Genomic DNA, 16,130 nt, shown 5'->3' with positions numbered 1-16,130 from the left:
TCCCTTCGTCTTTTTTGCCTTGTACCGGCAATCGCTGTAGGAAGCTGACACGGCCATTTCAGCAACAGGGGTCACTCGTGACACAGAAGACAAGCCAGGGCGACAATCTTTTGCACGAACTGACGAGCGATAGCCGCCAAACGCGCCAGATCGCCCGCCGTCGCATGATTGCCGAGGCCGTCATGGGCGAAGGCTCCATGCGCATCGAGGATCTGACTGATCGTTTTGGCATCAGCCTGATGACGGCCCATCGCGACGTTGACGAACTTGTCAGCAGAGGGCTTTTCAGAAAGACGCGCGGCATTGTCACCGCTGCCGCGACCAACCTGATTGAGTCAAGTGATGTCTATCGCTCCAATCGTCAGTCGGCCGAAAAGAAACTGATTGCTGCGGCCGCGATGCAATTTGTCGAACCTGGCCAGGCAATCTTCTTTGACGATTCGACCACTGTCCTGCAGATGGTCCCGCACCTGCCGGCAAAAGTCCCGATCACGGCGATCACCAATTCGCTGACCTTGATGAACGCGCTGACCGGCATGCATGATGTCACGCTCATCGGCCTCGGCGGGCAATACTACAACTGGTGCAACGCCTTCATGGGTCGAATGACGATCACCGAAATCAGTGCGCTCAGAGCCGACATTGCGTTTATATCGATGTCAGCAATCGCGAACAACACGGTGCTTCATCAATCGCCGGAGACGATCGACACGAAGCGGGCGATGTTCGACTGTTCCCAGAAGCGCATCCTGCTTGCCGACCACACCAAATTCGAGCGCCGGGCGCTTCACAGTTTCGCGCCTTTGCAGGAATTCGACGTCGTTGTCGTCGACGACAAGACGTCTCCGGTTCACATCGATCGCATGCGGTCGAAGGATATCAACGTTGTCATTGCCAGGTCTACGGGCGTCCGCTCTTGAGAGCGTTCGCCATGGTCCCGGCTGAAGCGAGCATTATGCCAAGTCTTCTCGGAATCGATAGTGGCCTGACGGTCACCAAGGCAGTTATTTTTGATCTCGACGGCACACCGCTTGCCACAGCGCGCCGCAAGGTCACACAGGTCATGCCGCACGCGCGCCATGTGGAGAGGGATATGGCCGAGCTCTGGCGGGCGACGGCCGACGCGATCAGGGAGGCGGTCGAAAGGAGCAACCGACCAGCCAGCGACATCAAGGCGGTCGGCGCCACTGCCCATGGCGACGGCATCTATCTCCTCGATCGAGAAGGCCAACCGCTTGGTCGCGGCATCCTGTCGCTCGACAGCCGGGCGCGGGCGATCGTGGACCGGTGGTGTGAGGGCGCGCTTGCCGACCAGTCGATCGCCTTGACCGGACAGGTTCCGCACGTGTCGGCGCCATCCGCTCTTCTCGCCTGGATCCGCGACGTGGAGCCTGAGCGCTTTGCCCGGATCGGCCATGTGTTGAGCTGCAAGGACTGGCTGCGTTTGTGCCTCACCGGCGTCATCGGCACGGATCGGACGGAAGCCAGTACCTCGTTCACCAACGTGAAGACACAGGAGTATGACCCCGACGCGCTGCGCCTGTTCGACCTTCATGACTTGTCACATGCCTTGCCCCCGGCGGCCGGATCCGACGAGGTCGTCGGCACGGTGACACGGGAGGCTGCGGATCTGACGGGACTTTGCGAGGGCACGCCAGTCGTTGCCGGATTGCATGACGTCACCGCCTCGGCACTCGGGGCAGGGGGATATGACGAGGGAATTGTCGCCGTCATCGCCGGTACCTATTCGATCAATGAAACCCTCTCAGCGCAGCCGCGCGTCGACAGGCGATGGTTTTGCCGCAATGGGATTTCTCCCGGCACCTGGAACAACATGTCGATATCGCCGGCCTCCAGCGCGAACTACGAGTGGTTTCTCGATCAGCTCTGTGCCGCCGACCAGGCAAGCGTTGAAGCGGCCAGTGGATCGATCCACGCTCTGCTCGGCCCCGAGATCGACGCAGCGCTGGCTCGACCCTCCACCGTTCTCTTTCACCCCTACCTCTTCGGGTCGCCCTACGGTGCGGCGGCAAGTGCGGGCTTCTTCGGTCTCCAGGGATGGCACGATCGCGGCGACATGCTTCGCGCCATCCTTGAGGGAATTGCCTTCAACCACCGGATTCACGTGGATGCGCTGCGCGAAGGCTTTGCGTCGACGCGTGCAAGGCTTGCCGGCGGCGTGTCGCGTAACCCCTCGGTCGTCCAGCTGTTCGCAGATGTACTGGCATTGCCCGTCACGACATCGCAAACGGATGAAGCCGCCGCCTGGGGGGCGGCATTGTGTGCCGGTGCAGGTGTCGGCCTCTATGCAGAGCCGTGCGGGGACCCAAGCCGGGATATCGCGTCGGCCAGGACCTGGCTGCCGGACCCGGGACGCAGTGTGGAGTATGAAAAGCGCTTTCGAGTGTTCAAGGAGATTGCCGAGGCGATGAGCCCGCTTTGGCCAAAGATTGCAGACCTTGCGCCCCATTCGACGTGAGCGCTGATCACTCGCAGATGCCCGGCCACCCTGCTCGGGCGACTTTAGGAATAGTGATACTACCATGACCGACCACATGAAGCAGCGCTTCGCCAACCACACACAGGCAGGAACTGACGTTCTCATCATCGGGGCCGGCGTGAACGGGGCGGGATTGTTCCGCGATCTCGCCCTGCAAGGCCTCAACTGTGTCATTGTCGACAAGTCTGATTTTGGCTCCGGCACGAGTGCTGCACCCTCACGCCTTATCCATGGCGGCTTGAAATACCTGGAGACAGGAGAATTCGGACTGGTGGCGCAGTCGGCGCTCGAACGTAATCTTCTGCTCAAGAATGCTGCCCATTGCGTGGAGGCGCTGCCAACATTTATCCCGGTCTTTTCCTGGACACGGGGAATTTGGGCGGCGCTTCGTACCCTGCTCGGGTCCAAGACGGCTCCCCGCAGCCGAGGTGCGGTTCTCGTCAAGATCGGTCTTTCTCTCTATGACTATTTTGGTTCACGCGACCGGGTGATGCCGCGACACCGCCTGGTCCTGAAACGGCGGGCCAGGCAGGAGATGCCGCATGTCACGCAGGACATCGTTGCAGGCGGCATCTACTTTGACGCAAAGATCAGCAGACCCGAGCGTCTGGTGTTCGAGCTCGTAGAAGACGGGTTGAAGGCCAACGAGAACTGCTTTGCTGCTGGATACGCCACGCTGGTCGCCAGCAAGGATGGCACGGTTACGTTTGCTCTCGCGGATGGCACCGAACTGTCGCTGCGGCCGGGACTCGTCGTCAATGCCGCCGGACCCTGGATCGACAAGGTCAACGATACGCTTGGCGAGCCCTCGCGATTGATCGGCGGGACCAAGGGATCCCATATCCTTCTCGATCATCCCGAACTGGTACGAAGCCTGAACGGTCACATGATCTACTTCGAAGCCGATGACGGGCGCATCTGCCTCGTATACGGCTATTTCGGTCTGGCGCTCGTCGGTTCGACCGATATTCCCGCCAGCAATCCGGACGAAGTCCGATGCGAAGGGCCGGAGATCGATTACTTCCTGGAAAGTCTTCGCTCGCTTCTGCCGACATTGCGCTTCGACCGCGGGCAGGTCACCTTCAGTTATAGCGGCATCCGCCCGTTGCCAGCATCCGATGCGACGGCCCCCGGTTTGATCAGTCGGGATCATTCTGCACCGATCCTCGAACCGCGTGGCGATCGGCCATTTGCGATCATGTCCCTTGTCGGAGGAAAATGGACGACGTTCCGCGGCTTTGCCGAAGAAGCGGCCGACACCGTCCTGGCGCGCCTCGGGCGCGAGCGGGTGCTGTCGACACGATATCTTGCGATCGGTGGCGGGCGGGACTTTCCGACAGATGAAGCGGCGCGCAGCGAATGGGTCGGAGCGACGGCCAAGGCGACCGGGAAGCCCGTAGAACGGGTTAACGAACTTCTCGGCCGCTATGGCACCACTGCGTCTGCCATGCTGACGTCAAGGTCGGCGCATAGCGATGATGAGCGCCTATCGGGCGCCTCCCATTACAGCTTTCTGGAGATTGATTGGATCGCGCGTCAGGAGCTTGTCGTGCACCTGTCCGACATCGTCTTGCGCCGGACGACCCTTGCCATTGAAGGCTGCCTGACAATGGAAGGATTGCAGGATATTGGCAGGATCGCCGGTGAGGCGTTCGGCTGGAGCGAAGACAGGATCACCAGTGAAGTCGCCGCCGTGGTTACGGTGCTGCGCGAATTCCATGGGCAAGACATTCGTGGCGGCCGCGGCGGTGTCGGGGAACGCCCGATGTCCCGGCCCGCATCGGCGTAGTCAATCTTTCAGGAGAAAGCGGGATCGAGCAAACCGCTTTTGTACCTCCGGGTCATCTCGGCAACGGAAAGCGGGCTGATGCGAAATGCTGCCTGGCCGGCTGTCCCGAACTGCTCGAGGCAGAGCGTCGAAAGTGCAAGGGAAGGTCCATGGGAAGAACACCCTTCATAGAGGCTTGTTCGGACGGTCCGTACGTTCCGGGCTTCAGATTGCATCCCGAGCGGCTGCACCAGGTCGTCGACCCGGGTTGGTGATTCAGCCCACCGCGACACACATGAGCTGGATCAAAATGAAAGGGAGAGGCCATCCCGGTCAACCTTGCGCCAAGGACTGTCCCTCGGTCCGAGAGGATAGGAAGGGATCGACGTCTCATGATGCCCCGGTAGAACGGACTTGCTGGTCTTGCTCGGCCCAATTGCTGTTTCATTCGCGTTCCAACTGGGGCGAAAAGCGAGGTTAGTATTCAGGAGGTGCGCATGCCTGTCCGCTCACTGTAACGAAGATCCCAGCCCGCCAACCGAGGGCTCGGCAACAACTAGGCTGTCACCGAATTTCAGGGCAAGGCGACGGCAATCGTCGCAGTCGAGCGTCATCCCTTCCACGACCACGGTGGCGTCTGCGGTCGTGCATACCGCCGCATCGAGCCTTGCTATGTGAAGGATGGCGTTTCCGAGAAACATGGTGTAGGGCGCGGCATCAACCGCTGGCCCACTGATGCTGTGAGTTACAACTCCACGCACCATCGCGAGCCTGTCACGCTTTTTGAAGATGTCCTGATCCCTATTCATCTGGGCTCAAATCCCGGAACGTCCCCCCGTCTGGCCTGACGTTCGGCATAGTCAACTGCGGCCTCGGGGTTCTGAACGTCTTCGCGCGATTTGAACGTGCCGAGGCTACTTCTGCGCTTTTTTGGTCGATGGATACACGTTAGGAGAGTAGAGTCGATATTTGCCCGGATCATGACATTCTCCAATGTACTCACCGGTTAATTCCAAAGGGACGAAGAGGTTCCCCAGGGGCTGTGCGATGATATGCTTTGAAAACGAAATGGGAGATGAGGAAGCGGACCGCGCGTCCATCTCCGATTTGCGACCCTGACGACGGTGTCCCGGGGCGAAGCCCGGGTATGATTGCGACTAGTCTGCTCCTGTGGTCGCCATCGGACCTAAGTCCCAAATCAGAACTTTATGGTCAGTCGGCTGTTTCCGTCTTGCATCCATATCGAAGGAAGGATGTCATGAAATGCGGAAACGCCGCCCCCTCCGGGGGGCGCGATTGCGGGCGTGCTGTGGGGGGCGACGAATTCGCCGGTGCCTGCGCACTGGAAACTCATTGGAGAAACAGCCGGATGAAATTAGCAGGAGCAGGAATCGAATGGCGTCTTTCGATCGAACTCTACGACCTCGTTGTTTCAGGCCTGTGGCGCGCCGCCGATGACTGACATTGAATTCAACCGAGGGCCGGCCAAAAGTGCAAAGCGGGACCGGCCCGAAACGAGTAGGGAAGTTTCGCCGTCTGTCGAAGCCCCTCCGCCACCAATTGTCGTCGAGCCCGATCCGGAGTTGACGCCAGAAGAGAAAGAGCAGGCGCGCAAGAAATATCTGTTGAGGCGGTTCTGGATAAGCGCCCGCGGTTACTGGGGTCGCCATGGTGGCAGGCTCGCCTGGCCGTGTTCGATCGGGTTGTTGGCGCTGATTGTCATCAATGTCGGCTTCCAGTACGGAATCAACGTCTGGAACCGTCAGATTTTCGACGCTATAGAGCAGCGCAATGCCGCGACCGTGTATTTCCTGAGCGTCGTGTTCCTGCCACTCGTATTTGGAAGCGTGGTGGTCGTCGCGGCGCAGGTCTCTCTTCGCATGATGATCCAGCGCCGCTGGCGTTCCTGGCTGACAAACACCGTGCTTGCCCGCTGGCTTGCAAGCGGCCGCTACTATCAACTGAACCTCATCGGCGGAGACCACAAGAACCCAGAGGCCCGCATTTCCGAGGATCTGCGAATCGCCACGGAATCGCCGGTTGATTTCATCGCTGGCGTCATGTCCGCATTTCTGGCGGCTTCGACATTCATCGTCGTGCTCTGGACGATCGGCGGAGCCCTGCATCTGACGGTCGCGGGCTCGACTGTCACCATTCCCGGCTTTCTCGTCATCACCGCCGTGCTGTACGCTGCTATCACATCAAGCTCGATGGCGGTCATCGGCCGCAATTTCGTTCACGTCTCCGAGGTTAAGAATCAGGCCGAAGCCGAATTCCGCTATACGCTGACGCACGTGCGGGAGAACGGCGAGAGTATCGCCTTGCTCGGCGGCGAAGAGGAAGAGCGCAGCGACCTCGACAAGACGTTTGCCAACGTGCTCAGGCAATGGGCGCTGCTTGCAGGCCAACATATGCGCACGACGATTGTGTCACAGGGATCAATGCTGTTTGCGCCGGTTGTGCCTGTCCTGCTTTGCGCTCCAAAGTTTCTCGAAGGCAGCATGACGCTTGGGCAGGTGATGCAGGCGGCCTCCGCCTTTGCGATCGTTCAGAGCGCGTTCGGGTGGCTGGTCGACAACTATCCTCGGCTTGCCGATTGGAACGCCTGCGCACGGCGCGTCGCGTCGCTGATGGTGTCGCTCGACGGGCTCGAGCGGGCGGAACAGAGCGACGCCTTGGGACGCATCAGGCACGGTGAAACTGATGGTGATGCGCTTCTCAGCCTGAACGATCTCTCGGTGTCGCTCAACGACGGCACCGCCGTGGTCAAGGAAACGCAGGTCGAAGTCGCGCCGGGCGAACGGGTTCTCGTCGCTGGAGAGTCCGGTTCGGGCAAAAGCACGCTGGTGCGGGCCATTGCGGGCCTTTGGCCATGGGGGGGCGGAAGCGTCAATTTCCGGCCTGATCGACAGTTGTTCATGTTGCCGCAACGGCCCTACATCCCCGCCGGGACGCTCCGGCGCGCCGTCGCCTATCCCGGCGCCGCCGATCGCTGGACCCTGGATCAGATCAAGGCGGCCCTCGACAAGGTCGGGCTCGGTTATCTCAACGACAAGCTCGAGGAGGAGGCGCCGTGGGACCAGACGTTGTCGGGTGGCGAAAAGCAACGGCTCGCGTTTGCGCGTCTCCTGCTCCACAATCCCGATATCATCGTGCTCGACGAAGCAACGTCAGCACTTGACGAGAAGAGCCAGGACAAGATGATGGAAATGGTGATCCAGGAATTGCCGAAGGTCACCATCGTCAGCGTGGCCCATCGCGCTGAGCTGGAAGCCTTCCATAGTCGTAAAGTCACGCTGGAGCGGCGCGAGGGCGGCGCACGACTTGTCAGCGATGTTGACCTTGTCCCGCACGAGAGAAGGCGGCCCCTGCTTTTGCGCCTGATGAAGAACCAGCAGTCCTTGTCGAAAAGTAGCACAAGCCTGCCTGGTTCGTCAGGAGCCGACTGACCGCCGCCGCCCGGATCGCAGCGACGGCCCGGCGGGACGGCCGGATCGTCGCGATCTTCGACGCGGGCGATCATGCGTGCTCTTCGGCATGAACAAGGACCGTGCCTGCGCAGCCGGCGATCATGGCAAGCGATACCGCGCCGGCATCAGGATGGCCGATGCTCTTTTCGGCGAGGGGTCGCGCGCGGCCAAGTCTCGGTGCGAGGTTTTTGGTTGCTTCCGCGGCCACCTTTGCTGCGCTGGCGGCCTCGGCCCATGCGATCGGAAGAGGTTTACCAGCATTTGCCGCCGTCTCGAGCCCTTCGACGAAGGGGACAAATGCATCGACCAGCGTCTTGTCGCCGATCTTGGCACCGCCCAAGCGGCAAACGCTGTCGAGAGCAAGGCGAGCACCTGCAACAACCGCCTTGTCGTAGATAGGATCGTGATCGCTGAGCGCAGTGCTCCATGCCCTCAGCAGCAATCCCCAGATCGCGCCGGAGGTTCCTCCAGCGCGGTCGGCCCAGGCATCGCCCGCGGCTGCAAGCACGCTTGCCGACCCTGCGCCAGCCGCTGTAGCGACCGTTGCCGCATCGAGAGCTGCGGATGCTCCCCGGGACATTCCCTGTCCGTGGTCGCCATCGCCGGCGCGGGCATCGAGACGTCCAAGTTCATCTTCGGCATCACGGAGCATCTGCGTGACGGCCTCAAGAAGGCGCTTGATGCAGATGCCGCCGCGCTTTCCATCCGGGCTTGCGGTCGGAAAGGACAGAGGGCCATCCGCGTCGGTTTCGATGTCGCGGCCAGGCGATGTCGCGATGGCGGCTCCGCGACGCAGGACCGGGCTGTCACAGGGTGCGGTCCAGAAGGTCTCCAGCTCGTCATCGAGCCAGATGAGCGAAAGAGAGCAGCCCTGCATATCGAGGCTGGTGACGAATTCACCGGCTTCGGGGGCGATAACGTCAAGCTCGGCGTCGGCCAGCCGCTTGGCAATGGCAGTCCAGAGAACGAAGAGTTCTTCGTACTTGGTCGCACCGAGGCCGTTCAGCACGACACCGACCCGGTGGACACCGGCAGGACGCTCCGACAACAGCCGGTCTGTCATCAGGCGCGCTAACTCGCTGGCGCTGACGATGCTTTCATCACGAATGCCGGGTTCGCCATGTATGCCAAGTCCGAGGGCCATCTGGCCGGACGCAACGGTAAACAGGGGGTGGGTGGCACCAGGAAGTGTGCAACCGCCGAAAGCAACGCCGAAGGACACAGTTCGCGCGTTCGCGTGACGCGCAATGCGCTCGACCTCGTCCAGCGAACGGCCAGCTTCGGCCGCCGCACCAGCAATCTTGAACACCACGAGGTCGCCCGCAATACCGCGACGCTTCGCTGAGGTCTCGACCGAAGCACTGGCGACATCGTCCGTGACGGGGACGATCCGGACATCGATGCCTTCTGCACGCAACCGTTCCGCGGCGACACCGAAGTTCAGGACATCGCCCGCATAGTTGCCAAAGCCGAGCAGAATGCCGCCGCCATTGTCCGCCTGCCGGCAGATGCGTGCTATCGCGGCCGTCGATGGCGATGCGAAGACATCGCCTGCGACGGCTGCGTCGGCAAGCCCCGGCCCGACATAACCTGCAAAGGCCGGATAATGCCCCGACCCACCGCCAACGACGATCGAAACCTTTCCTTCCGGCCCGCTGGTCGAACGAAGGACGCCGCCCCTTACGGGACGGACATACCTGGCATAAAGCGCGGCAAATCCGCTGAGGGCCGTTGCAGCAAATTGTGCCGGATCGTCGAAGATTGTCGTCATATCAGGGGTCCTCGTCAGCGCGGCAGGATGCGCCGCAGATAGTCGCGGTTGGTGGCGCTGACGGAAAGTCCATCACCGCCGTAGTGTTCGCAAAGGAAGGGGCTGGAATAACCGTGCGAGAGTGCCATGCGGATCGCGGCACGGTAGTTGATAATACCCTGTTCAAGAGGTGCCGGATGGGTGACGATCACACCGGATGCGGGGTCTTCCATGCGGCTATAGTTCTTCACGTGCCAGTACTTGGCGTGAGGTGCGACCTTCTCCATCATCTGCTGCCAGTGCTCGACCGGCCGATGCAGTCGGATGAGATTCCCGAGATCGGCGTTGATGCCGACATTGGCGAGCCCGACGTCTTCGACAAAGCGCACAGCACTGTCGGCCGAGCCGAGATAGGTATCCTCGTACATTTCCAGCGATAGCTCGATCCCGAGCTCCTCGGCATGGCGGCCCAGTTCCCGGATCCGGCGAACGGCTTTCTGCCACGTTCCGGGATCGTCGGGGTTTCTGGCGCCGTCGACCGTCCAGAACCAGAGGGCCTTTTTCTGGGCGTCCGTGAGAGGCTCGAAAAGGCCAAACGAAACCGCCCCGGACCCGATGGCGCTCGCCGTATCGATGACGCGATGCCCGTAAGCCAGGTACTCATCACCGTGACGTGGGTCGATTACACTGCGGCGTGACGTGGAAATGGCTGGAACGGACAGGCCGAGCCTGCCAACGACGGTCATGAACGCGTCAAGTCTTTCGGGGGCGAGGTCAGCAAGGCGCAACCAGCTGTCCGTGGGATCGACCTCGGTGAAGCCGGCATCGACCACGTCGCTAAGCGTTGCGTGCCATTCGTCCACCGACTGGTCCTGTACCGATCGCCCGTTGGCAAGCGTCCCCGGGTACTGGATCATCGCCGCGGCGATCGGCCATGTTTCGTTGGTCCACTTAGCTGGTGTGGCGTTCATCGCAATCTCCATTCTGCACCGACAACGGGGGAAGGTCATCCCGTCAGGCGGCTGGCCTGCCGCCATGATCAATTTCGGCGGGCTCACCGTTGCGGCCGCGAAGACGGCCGACAAGCCAGAACACGAGCGGCGAGACGAGCAACGCCGTACCGATGAGCATGAGTGTCGTCACGAGACCATTCGACCAGAAGATCGCCAGGCTGCCGCCGGACATCAGCATGGACTGGCGGAAGGCGTCCTCCGCCTTGTCACCGAGCACCATCGCCAGGACAAGCGGAGCAAGGGGGTAGTCCAGTTTCTTGAAGATGTAGCCGAGGACACCAAAGCCCAGCACCAGCCACATGTCGAACACCGCGTTCGCGACCTGATAGGCACCCGAGAAAATGACCGCGACAATGATCGGGCCGATGATGGAGAAGGGAATTCTAAGGATCGAGGCGTAGAGTGGTACGGTCGCGATGACAAGGACGACGGCGACGATGTTACCGAGATACATGGAGGCGATGAGACCCCAGACGAAGTCAGGCCGATCGGTGAAGAGCGTCGGTCCGGGCGTTAGTCCCCAGATCATCAGGCCACCCATCATGACGGCTGCGGTTGCCGAACCGGGAACGCCAATTGCGAGCATTGGCAGGAGCGCGGACGTACCGGCGGAATGATCGGCTGTTTCAGGGGCAATGATACCACGGGGATCGCCCTTGCCGAATTGCGACTTGTCGCGCGCCGAACGCCTTGCAACCCCGTAGCTCATGAAAGAGGCCGCGGTCGGGCCTGCCGGCGTAATGCCCATCCAGATGCCGATCAGCGTCGAGCGCACAATGGTGAACCAGTAGCGGGGCATCTCCATCAGCGTGCGGCCGATCTCGCCCAGACGGACACGCGCCTTGATGCCATCGAAGCGCAGGCCCTCCTCGGTCGTGAGCAGGAGTTCTCCGATGCCGAACAAACCCATCACCGCGATCAGGAAGGATACGCCCTTGATCAGCTCGGGGATGTCGAATGTCAGGCGCAGGTTGCCGGAGATCGTATCCATACCGACCGAAGCCAGGGCAAAGCCGATCATCATCGACACGAGGGTCTTGAACGGCGATTGCGCGCCCATGGAAATGAAGCTCGAAAAGGCAAGGAAATAGACCGCGAAATATTCGGGCGAGGAAAAGCGGAGCGCGAAGTTGGCAACCCAACCCGACAAAAGAGTGATCATGACGACACCTGCCAGAGCGCCGAGGCCAGCGGACACGAAAGCAAGCGTCAGAGCCCGGCTTGCCTCGCCCTTCTTGGCCATGGGGTAGCCGTCAAAGGTTGTCGCGACGGAGGATGGCTCGCCTGGAATATTGAAGATGATCGAGGTGGTCGACCCTCCGAACAGCGCGCCCCAATACATGCAGGACAAAAGGATGATTGCCGAGATTGGGTCCATCGAGAAGGTGAGTGGCAGGAGCAGCGAAACACCGTTTGGGGCTCCGAGCCCGGGCAAGACGCCGACCAGGATGCCAAGCGTGACGCCGAGCATCATCAGCATGATATGGTTCCAACTCAGGATGTGGCCGAAGCCATCCATCAGCAGACCGATATTTTCCATGTCTTTCCTCCGAAGACACCCGGCAGCAGGGATCAGTAGATCCCGAGCCAGGCCTCGACTGGCCCCTTCAGGAGCGGAACCTTGAAGCCGATTTCAAAGATGATGAAGAAGAAGAGCGCGACGCCGATGCCGACCGGCAGACCGATCCACCACTTGTAACGACCCTGAAAGATCATCGCTCCGGCAATGTAGAGGGCCGAGCCGACATAGAGACCAAGAAACGTCGAGACCGCCGCAAAGGCCAGAAGCGGGAGGAAAAATCCGAGGACGGCCTTGAAGCGACCGGTCTCGACGAAGATCTCCTGCGAACCACGGTGCCTGACGAACCCGAAGACCAGATTGGCCAGGCTTCCGACGATGATCAACAGGCCGATGTAGAAGGGAAAGTAGCCGGCGTCCGGGCCCATGTCGGTCCATCCTGCGCCAGCTTCGATCGAGCCAATCGAGATGGCTGCCCCGAACGCGCCGGTCAGGACGGCAACCGCGACTTCCATGACGAAGCGCGACAAACCACTTTGCGGATGAACTTGCATTGTTTGAGCCTTTCCAATGGATGGCGGGCGCCTGGCGGCGTCCGCCCTGATCTTGGGAGGATCAGTTGGCCAGCCAACCTTCGCGCTTCAGCACCTGGCTTACGGCAGCCTCATCGGTCTTGATGAAGGCAGTGAGCTGTTCGCCGCTCATATAGGCCGGCGACTGCGACGTGTCGGACAGGTACTTTGCCCACTCCGGGGTTTCGGCGACCTTCTTGAGGATGTCGGCGTAATACTGCACCACATCGGCGTCCACCCCAGCCGGGAGCCATACGGTGCGCGGCATGGAATAGTTGTCGATGGCAATGCCCGTGTCTTTGCATGTCGGAATGTCGGCCCAGCCGAGGTCGCCATTGACATTGGCACCGCTTTTCAGCTTCTCCGACTTGAAGACGCAGAGCGGCTTGACCATACCGGCCTGCCACTGGCCGAGATTTTCGCTTGGATTGTTGACGTTAGCCGCGATGTGCTCACCGGCCAGTTGGACCGCTGCCTCGCCACCGCTCTTAAATGGAATATAGCCGAGCTTCGTGCCGGACGCATCGTTGATCATCGAGGTCAGGATCTGGTCGACATCCTTGGACTGACTGCCGCCGACCTTCATATCCGATGAGCCCTTCGCCTTTGCGACGAAATCGCCCGCGGTCTTGAATTCCGACTTGCCGTTGACCCAGAGAATGAACTCGTCTGCCGCGAGCGCCGAAACCGGAACGAGATCCTCTGCCTTGTAGGGGACCTTGGCGCGGACCGGCAGCAGATAGGCGTTGTTGGTGCCGAAGGCGAGCTTGTAAGCGTCCGCGTGGTAGCCGGCTGTGTAGACGAAGCCCTCGGCGCCACCAGCACTTCCCTTGTTGGTGACGATGACAGGGGCTTTCATCAGTTCGTACTTGCCGATGATGGCCTGGATTGTTCGAGCAAAAATGTCGGTACCGCCGCCGGGGCCGGCGGTGACCACGAATTCAACAGGGCGTGTGGGCTCGAACGCATGTGCAGGGGCGACAACCCCAAGTGCCGGCGCAACGACGCACGCGAGAGACAGGTATTTCTTCATAGTCAACTCCTCCGTTGGATCATCGGCACGAGACCTCCTGCGTGCCGCAATTTCAGGCAAGACGAGGGCGATCAAGCCGCCGCAGACAAGGCCGAAGCCCGTTTGGCCATGCGGGCAGCGAGCAGGATGGCTTCTCGGCTCGCACCGACATCGGCAATACCCCTCCCGGCAATGTCATAGGCCGTGCCGTGAGCAGGCGTGCAAAGAGGGAAGGGCAGGCCGCCCATCATCGTCACACCCTTGTCGAACCCCATGAGCTTCATGGCGATCTGGCCCTGGTCGTGATACATGGTCAGCACGGCCTGGAAGCCTTCCTTGAGCGCACGCAGAAAAACTGTATCCGCGGGGAAGGGACCTTCGACATTGTATCCCCGCGCTTTGGCAGCAGCGACGGCGGGCTCGATGATGTCGATCTCCTCCATTCCAAAGCTGCCACCATCACCGGCATGCGGATTGATGCCCGCAACGGCAATCTTCGGATCATCGTGGCCGGCGCGCTTCAGGCAGGCCCGCGCGAGCTCGAGCTCGCCCAGGATGCCATCGACGGTAATCGCTGAGGCGACTTCGGAGAGAGGAATATGGGATGTCACCCGCGCATTCCAGACCTTCTCCAGCACGTTGAACTCGCGCACCTTGCCGGAAAACCCAAGGACATCAGCAACAAAGCGGATTTCGTCGTCATATCCCGGATAGGCGTAGCGCATTGCCTTCTTGTTGAAGGGCGTAAAGCAGACCGCCTCGGCCGCGCCGGCGTTCGCGAGCTTCAAAGCTTCGCGAAAATTCTGCGTTGAAAAAGTTCCGCCAGCGAGCGTCGCTTCTCCACGCGTGACGTCCACGGGGGAAAGGTTCTCGAGGTCGACGAAGATGTGCCGGTCACGGCCCGCCTCACCAAGGCGATCAAGGCTGGCGGCGGTCAGGTCAAGCGTCAGCCCGGCGGCTTCTGCGCCTTCCTCGAGAATGCGGCGGTCGCCGATGGCAATGATGTGCGCCGCCTCGCGGACGTCATCGAGGACGAGCAGCCGCGCTGTCAGCTCGGGGCTTATCCCGGCCGGATCACCCATGGCGAGGGCTATTACGGGGCGGGTGTCGGCTGCTGCAGTCACGCTCATGATGTCTTGTCCTCCTCGATCGGGCTCGGCAACCTTCATACGGCATTCAAAATGCTGCATCAAGTCTTTTGTATTCTGTATGCAGCATTTTTGCGTTGACGAGCGGTTGCAGCCTTGCCATGCTTTCAATTCGCGGAGCCGCTGACTCGCGGCTTTGCGAGTGCGGCCAACAGATGGAACCACCATGGACAATACCAGCACGCTCGATCGACGAGCCGAAAGTGGCCATGGCCCGATCCGGCGGACGGCGTTGCATGACACGCTGGTCAATCACCTGCGTGACATGATCATAGAGGGTGAACTTGAGCCCGGAACCCGTCTCCACGAAGGGCAGCTCGGAGAGCAGCTTGGCGTGTCACGAACGCCTTTGCGCGAGGCGATCAAGTTTCTTGCCAGTGAAGGTCTTGTCGAACTCATTCCGAGCCGCGGCGCCGTCGTCAAGCGCTTCAGCGCCAAGGACGTTCAAGACATGCTGACGGTGCTTCGCAATCTCGAGGAACTTGCCGGCAAGCTTGCCTGTCAGTTGGCAAGCGATACCGACATCGCCAATATGCGCCGCTTGCACGACGAAATGGTTGCACGTTACCGCGCCGGGGATCGCCTGCAATATTACAAGCTCAACCAGGAGATCCATTCCGGGATTGTCAGGCTGGCCGGCAACTCGACGCTGAGTGAAGTGCACCAGATGCTGCAGACGCGGTTGAAGCGCATCCGCTTCATTGGCCACGAGGGCGCCGAAAAATGGGCCGCGGCCGTAGCCGAGCACGAGGAAATGATCTCTGCTCTCGAGGCGAGAGATGAGAGTGGACTCGCGGAAGTTCTTGGCCGGCATCTTGATAACGCCTGGGAGCGCGTCCGAAGCGCTATCTAGACCGCTATCAGGCGAGCCGGTGCGATCGTCTGGGTCACTCTGGGTCGCACTGGGCGCGCCCGGGATCCGGCATCGCCTGATCAGTCATGGTTGGTCTAAGGAACCGGATCGTGTCCGGGGTGGCGAGGCGGAAATACATGGATGACGGGGGACTAACCAATTCCGAAGGGCACCTTGGCGACCGGGGTTCGAATTTCGCGCGCGCGATGGCGTTGCGTTCGCCCTCTTGCGGCAAGAAGCCTGTCCATTTCCTTTTGGTGATTGCCAAAGCTGGCCATCAACCGCCGGGCCTCACCTCTGTTCAGGCAATACTGCTTCTGCAACGCGGCGAGGGAATATGACAGTTCATACAGGTCTTCAGTCATGGCCACTCCTTTCCCTTGGCAAACACCTCCGGGAGCGGACCGGTTCCGTCACACAATGAGACCTGTTGTAACCATTTAGTGAAGATCTTGGCCGGGCGTGCGTGCTGGCCAATTTGATTGCCTCGAGCGCAGAGATCATCAACCGCCGCTGATTGGACGG

General features: G+C 60.8%; 13 protein-coding genes. 5 read left to right on the top strand and 8 right to left on the bottom strand.

The genetic code is table 11. From position 1 onward, the window contains the following. The first annotated feature begins 77 nt into the window (after positions 1–77). The 3 genes from RGCCGE502_RS26835 to RGCCGE502_RS26825 all read left to right on the top strand — a co-directional run bounded on the left by RGCCGE502_RS26835 (position 78) and on the right by RGCCGE502_RS26825 (position 4,289). Complete coding sequence (locus RGCCGE502_RS26835; RefSeq protein ID WP_016557355.1) at positions 78–920, top strand: DeoR/GlpR family DNA-binding transcription regulator; 843 nt, start codon at positions 78–80, stop codon at positions 918–920. A gap of 35 nt (positions 921–955) precedes the next feature. Next, the gene (locus RGCCGE502_RS26830; RefSeq protein ID WP_040675724.1) at positions 956–2,479 is read left to right on the top strand and encodes an FGGY-family carbohydrate kinase; all 1,524 of its coding nucleotides are present in this window, start codon (positions 956–958) and stop codon (positions 2,477–2,479) included. A gap of 64 nt (positions 2,480–2,543) precedes the next feature. Further along, the gene (locus RGCCGE502_RS26825; protein ID WP_016557353.1) at positions 2,544–4,289 is read left to right on the top strand and encodes a glycerol-3-phosphate dehydrogenase/oxidase; all 1,746 of its coding nucleotides are present in this window, start codon (positions 2,544–2,546) and stop codon (positions 4,287–4,289) included. Positions 4,290–4,777: 488 nt separating this feature from the next. On the opposite strand, the gene RGCCGE502_RS26820 is transcribed toward RGCCGE502_RS26825, so the two are convergent. After that, a complete protein-coding gene (locus tag RGCCGE502_RS26820) occupies positions 4,778–5,077 on the bottom strand; it encodes a hypothetical protein (RefSeq protein ID WP_016557352.1) in 300 nt (99 codons plus the stop codon). A gap of 645 nt (positions 5,078–5,722) precedes the next feature. Between RGCCGE502_RS26820 and RGCCGE502_RS26815 the strand changes: the two genes are divergently transcribed. Then, on the top strand, positions 5,723–7,717 hold the full coding sequence (locus RGCCGE502_RS26815; RefSeq protein ID WP_016557351.1) for an ABC transporter ATP-binding protein/permease: 1,995 nt from the start codon (positions 5,723–5,725) through the stop codon (positions 7,715–7,717). Between the two features lie 70 nt (positions 7,718–7,787). Here RGCCGE502_RS26815 and RGCCGE502_RS26810 read toward each other — a convergent pair whose 3' ends face one another. From RGCCGE502_RS26810 to RGCCGE502_RS26785, 6 genes are all read right to left on the bottom strand, one after another. Then, a complete protein-coding gene (locus RGCCGE502_RS26810) occupies positions 7,788–9,509 on the bottom strand; it encodes a dihydroxyacetone kinase family protein (RefSeq protein WP_016557350.1) in 1,722 nt (573 codons plus the stop codon). A 14-nt stretch (positions 9,510–9,523) separates the two neighbouring features. Then, entirely contained in the window at positions 9,524–10,459 is a 936-nt protein-coding gene (locus RGCCGE502_RS26805) for a sugar phosphate isomerase/epimerase family protein (protein WP_016557349.1), read from the bottom strand. A 43-nt stretch (positions 10,460–10,502) separates the two neighbouring features. After that, positions 10,503–12,041, bottom strand: a complete 1,539-nt coding sequence (locus tag RGCCGE502_RS26800) for a tripartite tricarboxylate transporter permease (protein ID WP_016557348.1) — start codon at positions 12,039–12,041, stop codon at positions 10,503–10,505. A 32-nt stretch (positions 12,042–12,073) separates the two neighbouring features. Beyond that, positions 12,074–12,574, bottom strand: a complete 501-nt coding sequence (locus RGCCGE502_RS26795; protein ID WP_016557347.1) for a tripartite tricarboxylate transporter TctB family protein — start codon at positions 12,572–12,574, stop codon at positions 12,074–12,076. Between the two features lie 61 nt (positions 12,575–12,635). Beyond that, the gene (locus RGCCGE502_RS26790) at positions 12,636–13,625 is read right to left on the bottom strand and encodes a Bug family tripartite tricarboxylate transporter substrate binding protein (protein ID WP_016557346.1); all 990 of its coding nucleotides are present in this window, start codon (positions 13,623–13,625) and stop codon (positions 12,636–12,638) included. 71 nt (positions 13,626–13,696) lie between these two features. Continuing rightward, on the bottom strand, positions 13,697–14,734 hold the full coding sequence (locus RGCCGE502_RS26785; protein WP_016557345.1) for a 4-hydroxythreonine-4-phosphate dehydrogenase PdxA: 1,038 nt from the start codon (positions 14,732–14,734) through the stop codon (positions 13,697–13,699). Between the two features lie 184 nt (positions 14,735–14,918). Here RGCCGE502_RS26785 and RGCCGE502_RS26780 point away from each other — a divergent pair, with 184 nt between their 5' ends. Then, entirely contained in the window at positions 14,919–15,605 is a 687-nt protein-coding gene (locus tag RGCCGE502_RS26780) for a GntR family transcriptional regulator (protein WP_016557344.1), read from the top strand. A 152-nt stretch (positions 15,606–15,757) separates the two neighbouring features. Here RGCCGE502_RS26780 and RGCCGE502_RS26775 read toward each other — a convergent pair whose 3' ends face one another. Then, on the bottom strand, positions 15,758–15,970 hold the full coding sequence (locus RGCCGE502_RS26775; RefSeq protein WP_016557343.1) for a hypothetical protein: 213 nt from the start codon (positions 15,968–15,970) through the stop codon (positions 15,758–15,760). Between the last annotated feature and the right edge of the window lie 160 nt (positions 15,971–16,130).

Source organism: Rhizobium grahamii CCGE 502 (assembly GCF_000298315.2).
GTDB lineage: Bacteria > Pseudomonadota > Alphaproteobacteria > Rhizobiales > Rhizobiaceae > Rhizobium > Rhizobium grahamii.
This window is presented reverse-complemented; position numbering and strand designations above follow the sequence as displayed.

What these genes read in the sequence shown, in the direction of transcription:
- RGCCGE502_RS26830 (WP_040675724.1), top strand. Translation starts at nt 956, where the DNA reads ATGCCAAGTCTTCTCGGAATCGATAGTGGCCTGACGGTCACCAAGGCA.
- RGCCGE502_RS26825 (WP_016557353.1), top strand. Translation starts at nt 2,544, where the DNA reads ATGACCGACCACATGAAGCAGCGCTTCGCCAACCACACACAGGCAGGA.
- RGCCGE502_RS26820 (WP_016557352.1), bottom strand. Translation starts at nt 5,077, where the DNA reads ATGAATAGGGATCAGGACATCTTCAAAAAGCGTGACAGGCTCGCGATG.
- RGCCGE502_RS26815 (WP_016557351.1), top strand. Translation starts at nt 5,723, where the DNA reads ATGACTGACATTGAATTCAACCGAGGGCCGGCCAAAAGTGCAAAGCGG.
- RGCCGE502_RS26810 (WP_016557350.1), bottom strand. Translation starts at nt 9,509, where the DNA reads ATGACGACAATCTTCGACGATCCGGCACAATTTGCTGCAACGGCCCTC.
- RGCCGE502_RS26805 (WP_016557349.1), bottom strand. Translation starts at nt 10,459, where the DNA reads ATGAACGCCACACCAGCTAAGTGGACCAACGAAACATGGCCGATCGCC.
- RGCCGE502_RS26800 (WP_016557348.1), bottom strand. Translation starts at nt 12,041, where the DNA reads ATGGAAAATATCGGTCTGCTGATGGATGGCTTCGGCCACATCCTGAGT.
- RGCCGE502_RS26795 (WP_016557347.1), bottom strand. Translation starts at nt 12,574, where the DNA reads ATGCAAGTTCATCCGCAAAGTGGTTTGTCGCGCTTCGTCATGGAAGTC.
- RGCCGE502_RS26790 (WP_016557346.1), bottom strand. Translation starts at nt 13,625, where the DNA reads ATGAAGAAATACCTGTCTCTCGCGTGCGTCGTTGCGCCGGCACTTGGG.
- RGCCGE502_RS26785 (WP_016557345.1), bottom strand. Translation starts at nt 14,734, where the DNA reads ATGAGCGTGACTGCAGCAGCCGACACCCGCCCCGTAATAGCCCTCGCC.
- RGCCGE502_RS26780 (WP_016557344.1), top strand. Translation starts at nt 14,919, where the DNA reads ATGGACAATACCAGCACGCTCGATCGACGAGCCGAAAGTGGCCATGGC.
- RGCCGE502_RS26775 (WP_016557343.1), bottom strand. Translation starts at nt 15,970, where the DNA reads ATGACTGAAGACCTGTATGAACTGTCATATTCCCTCGCCGCGTTGCAG.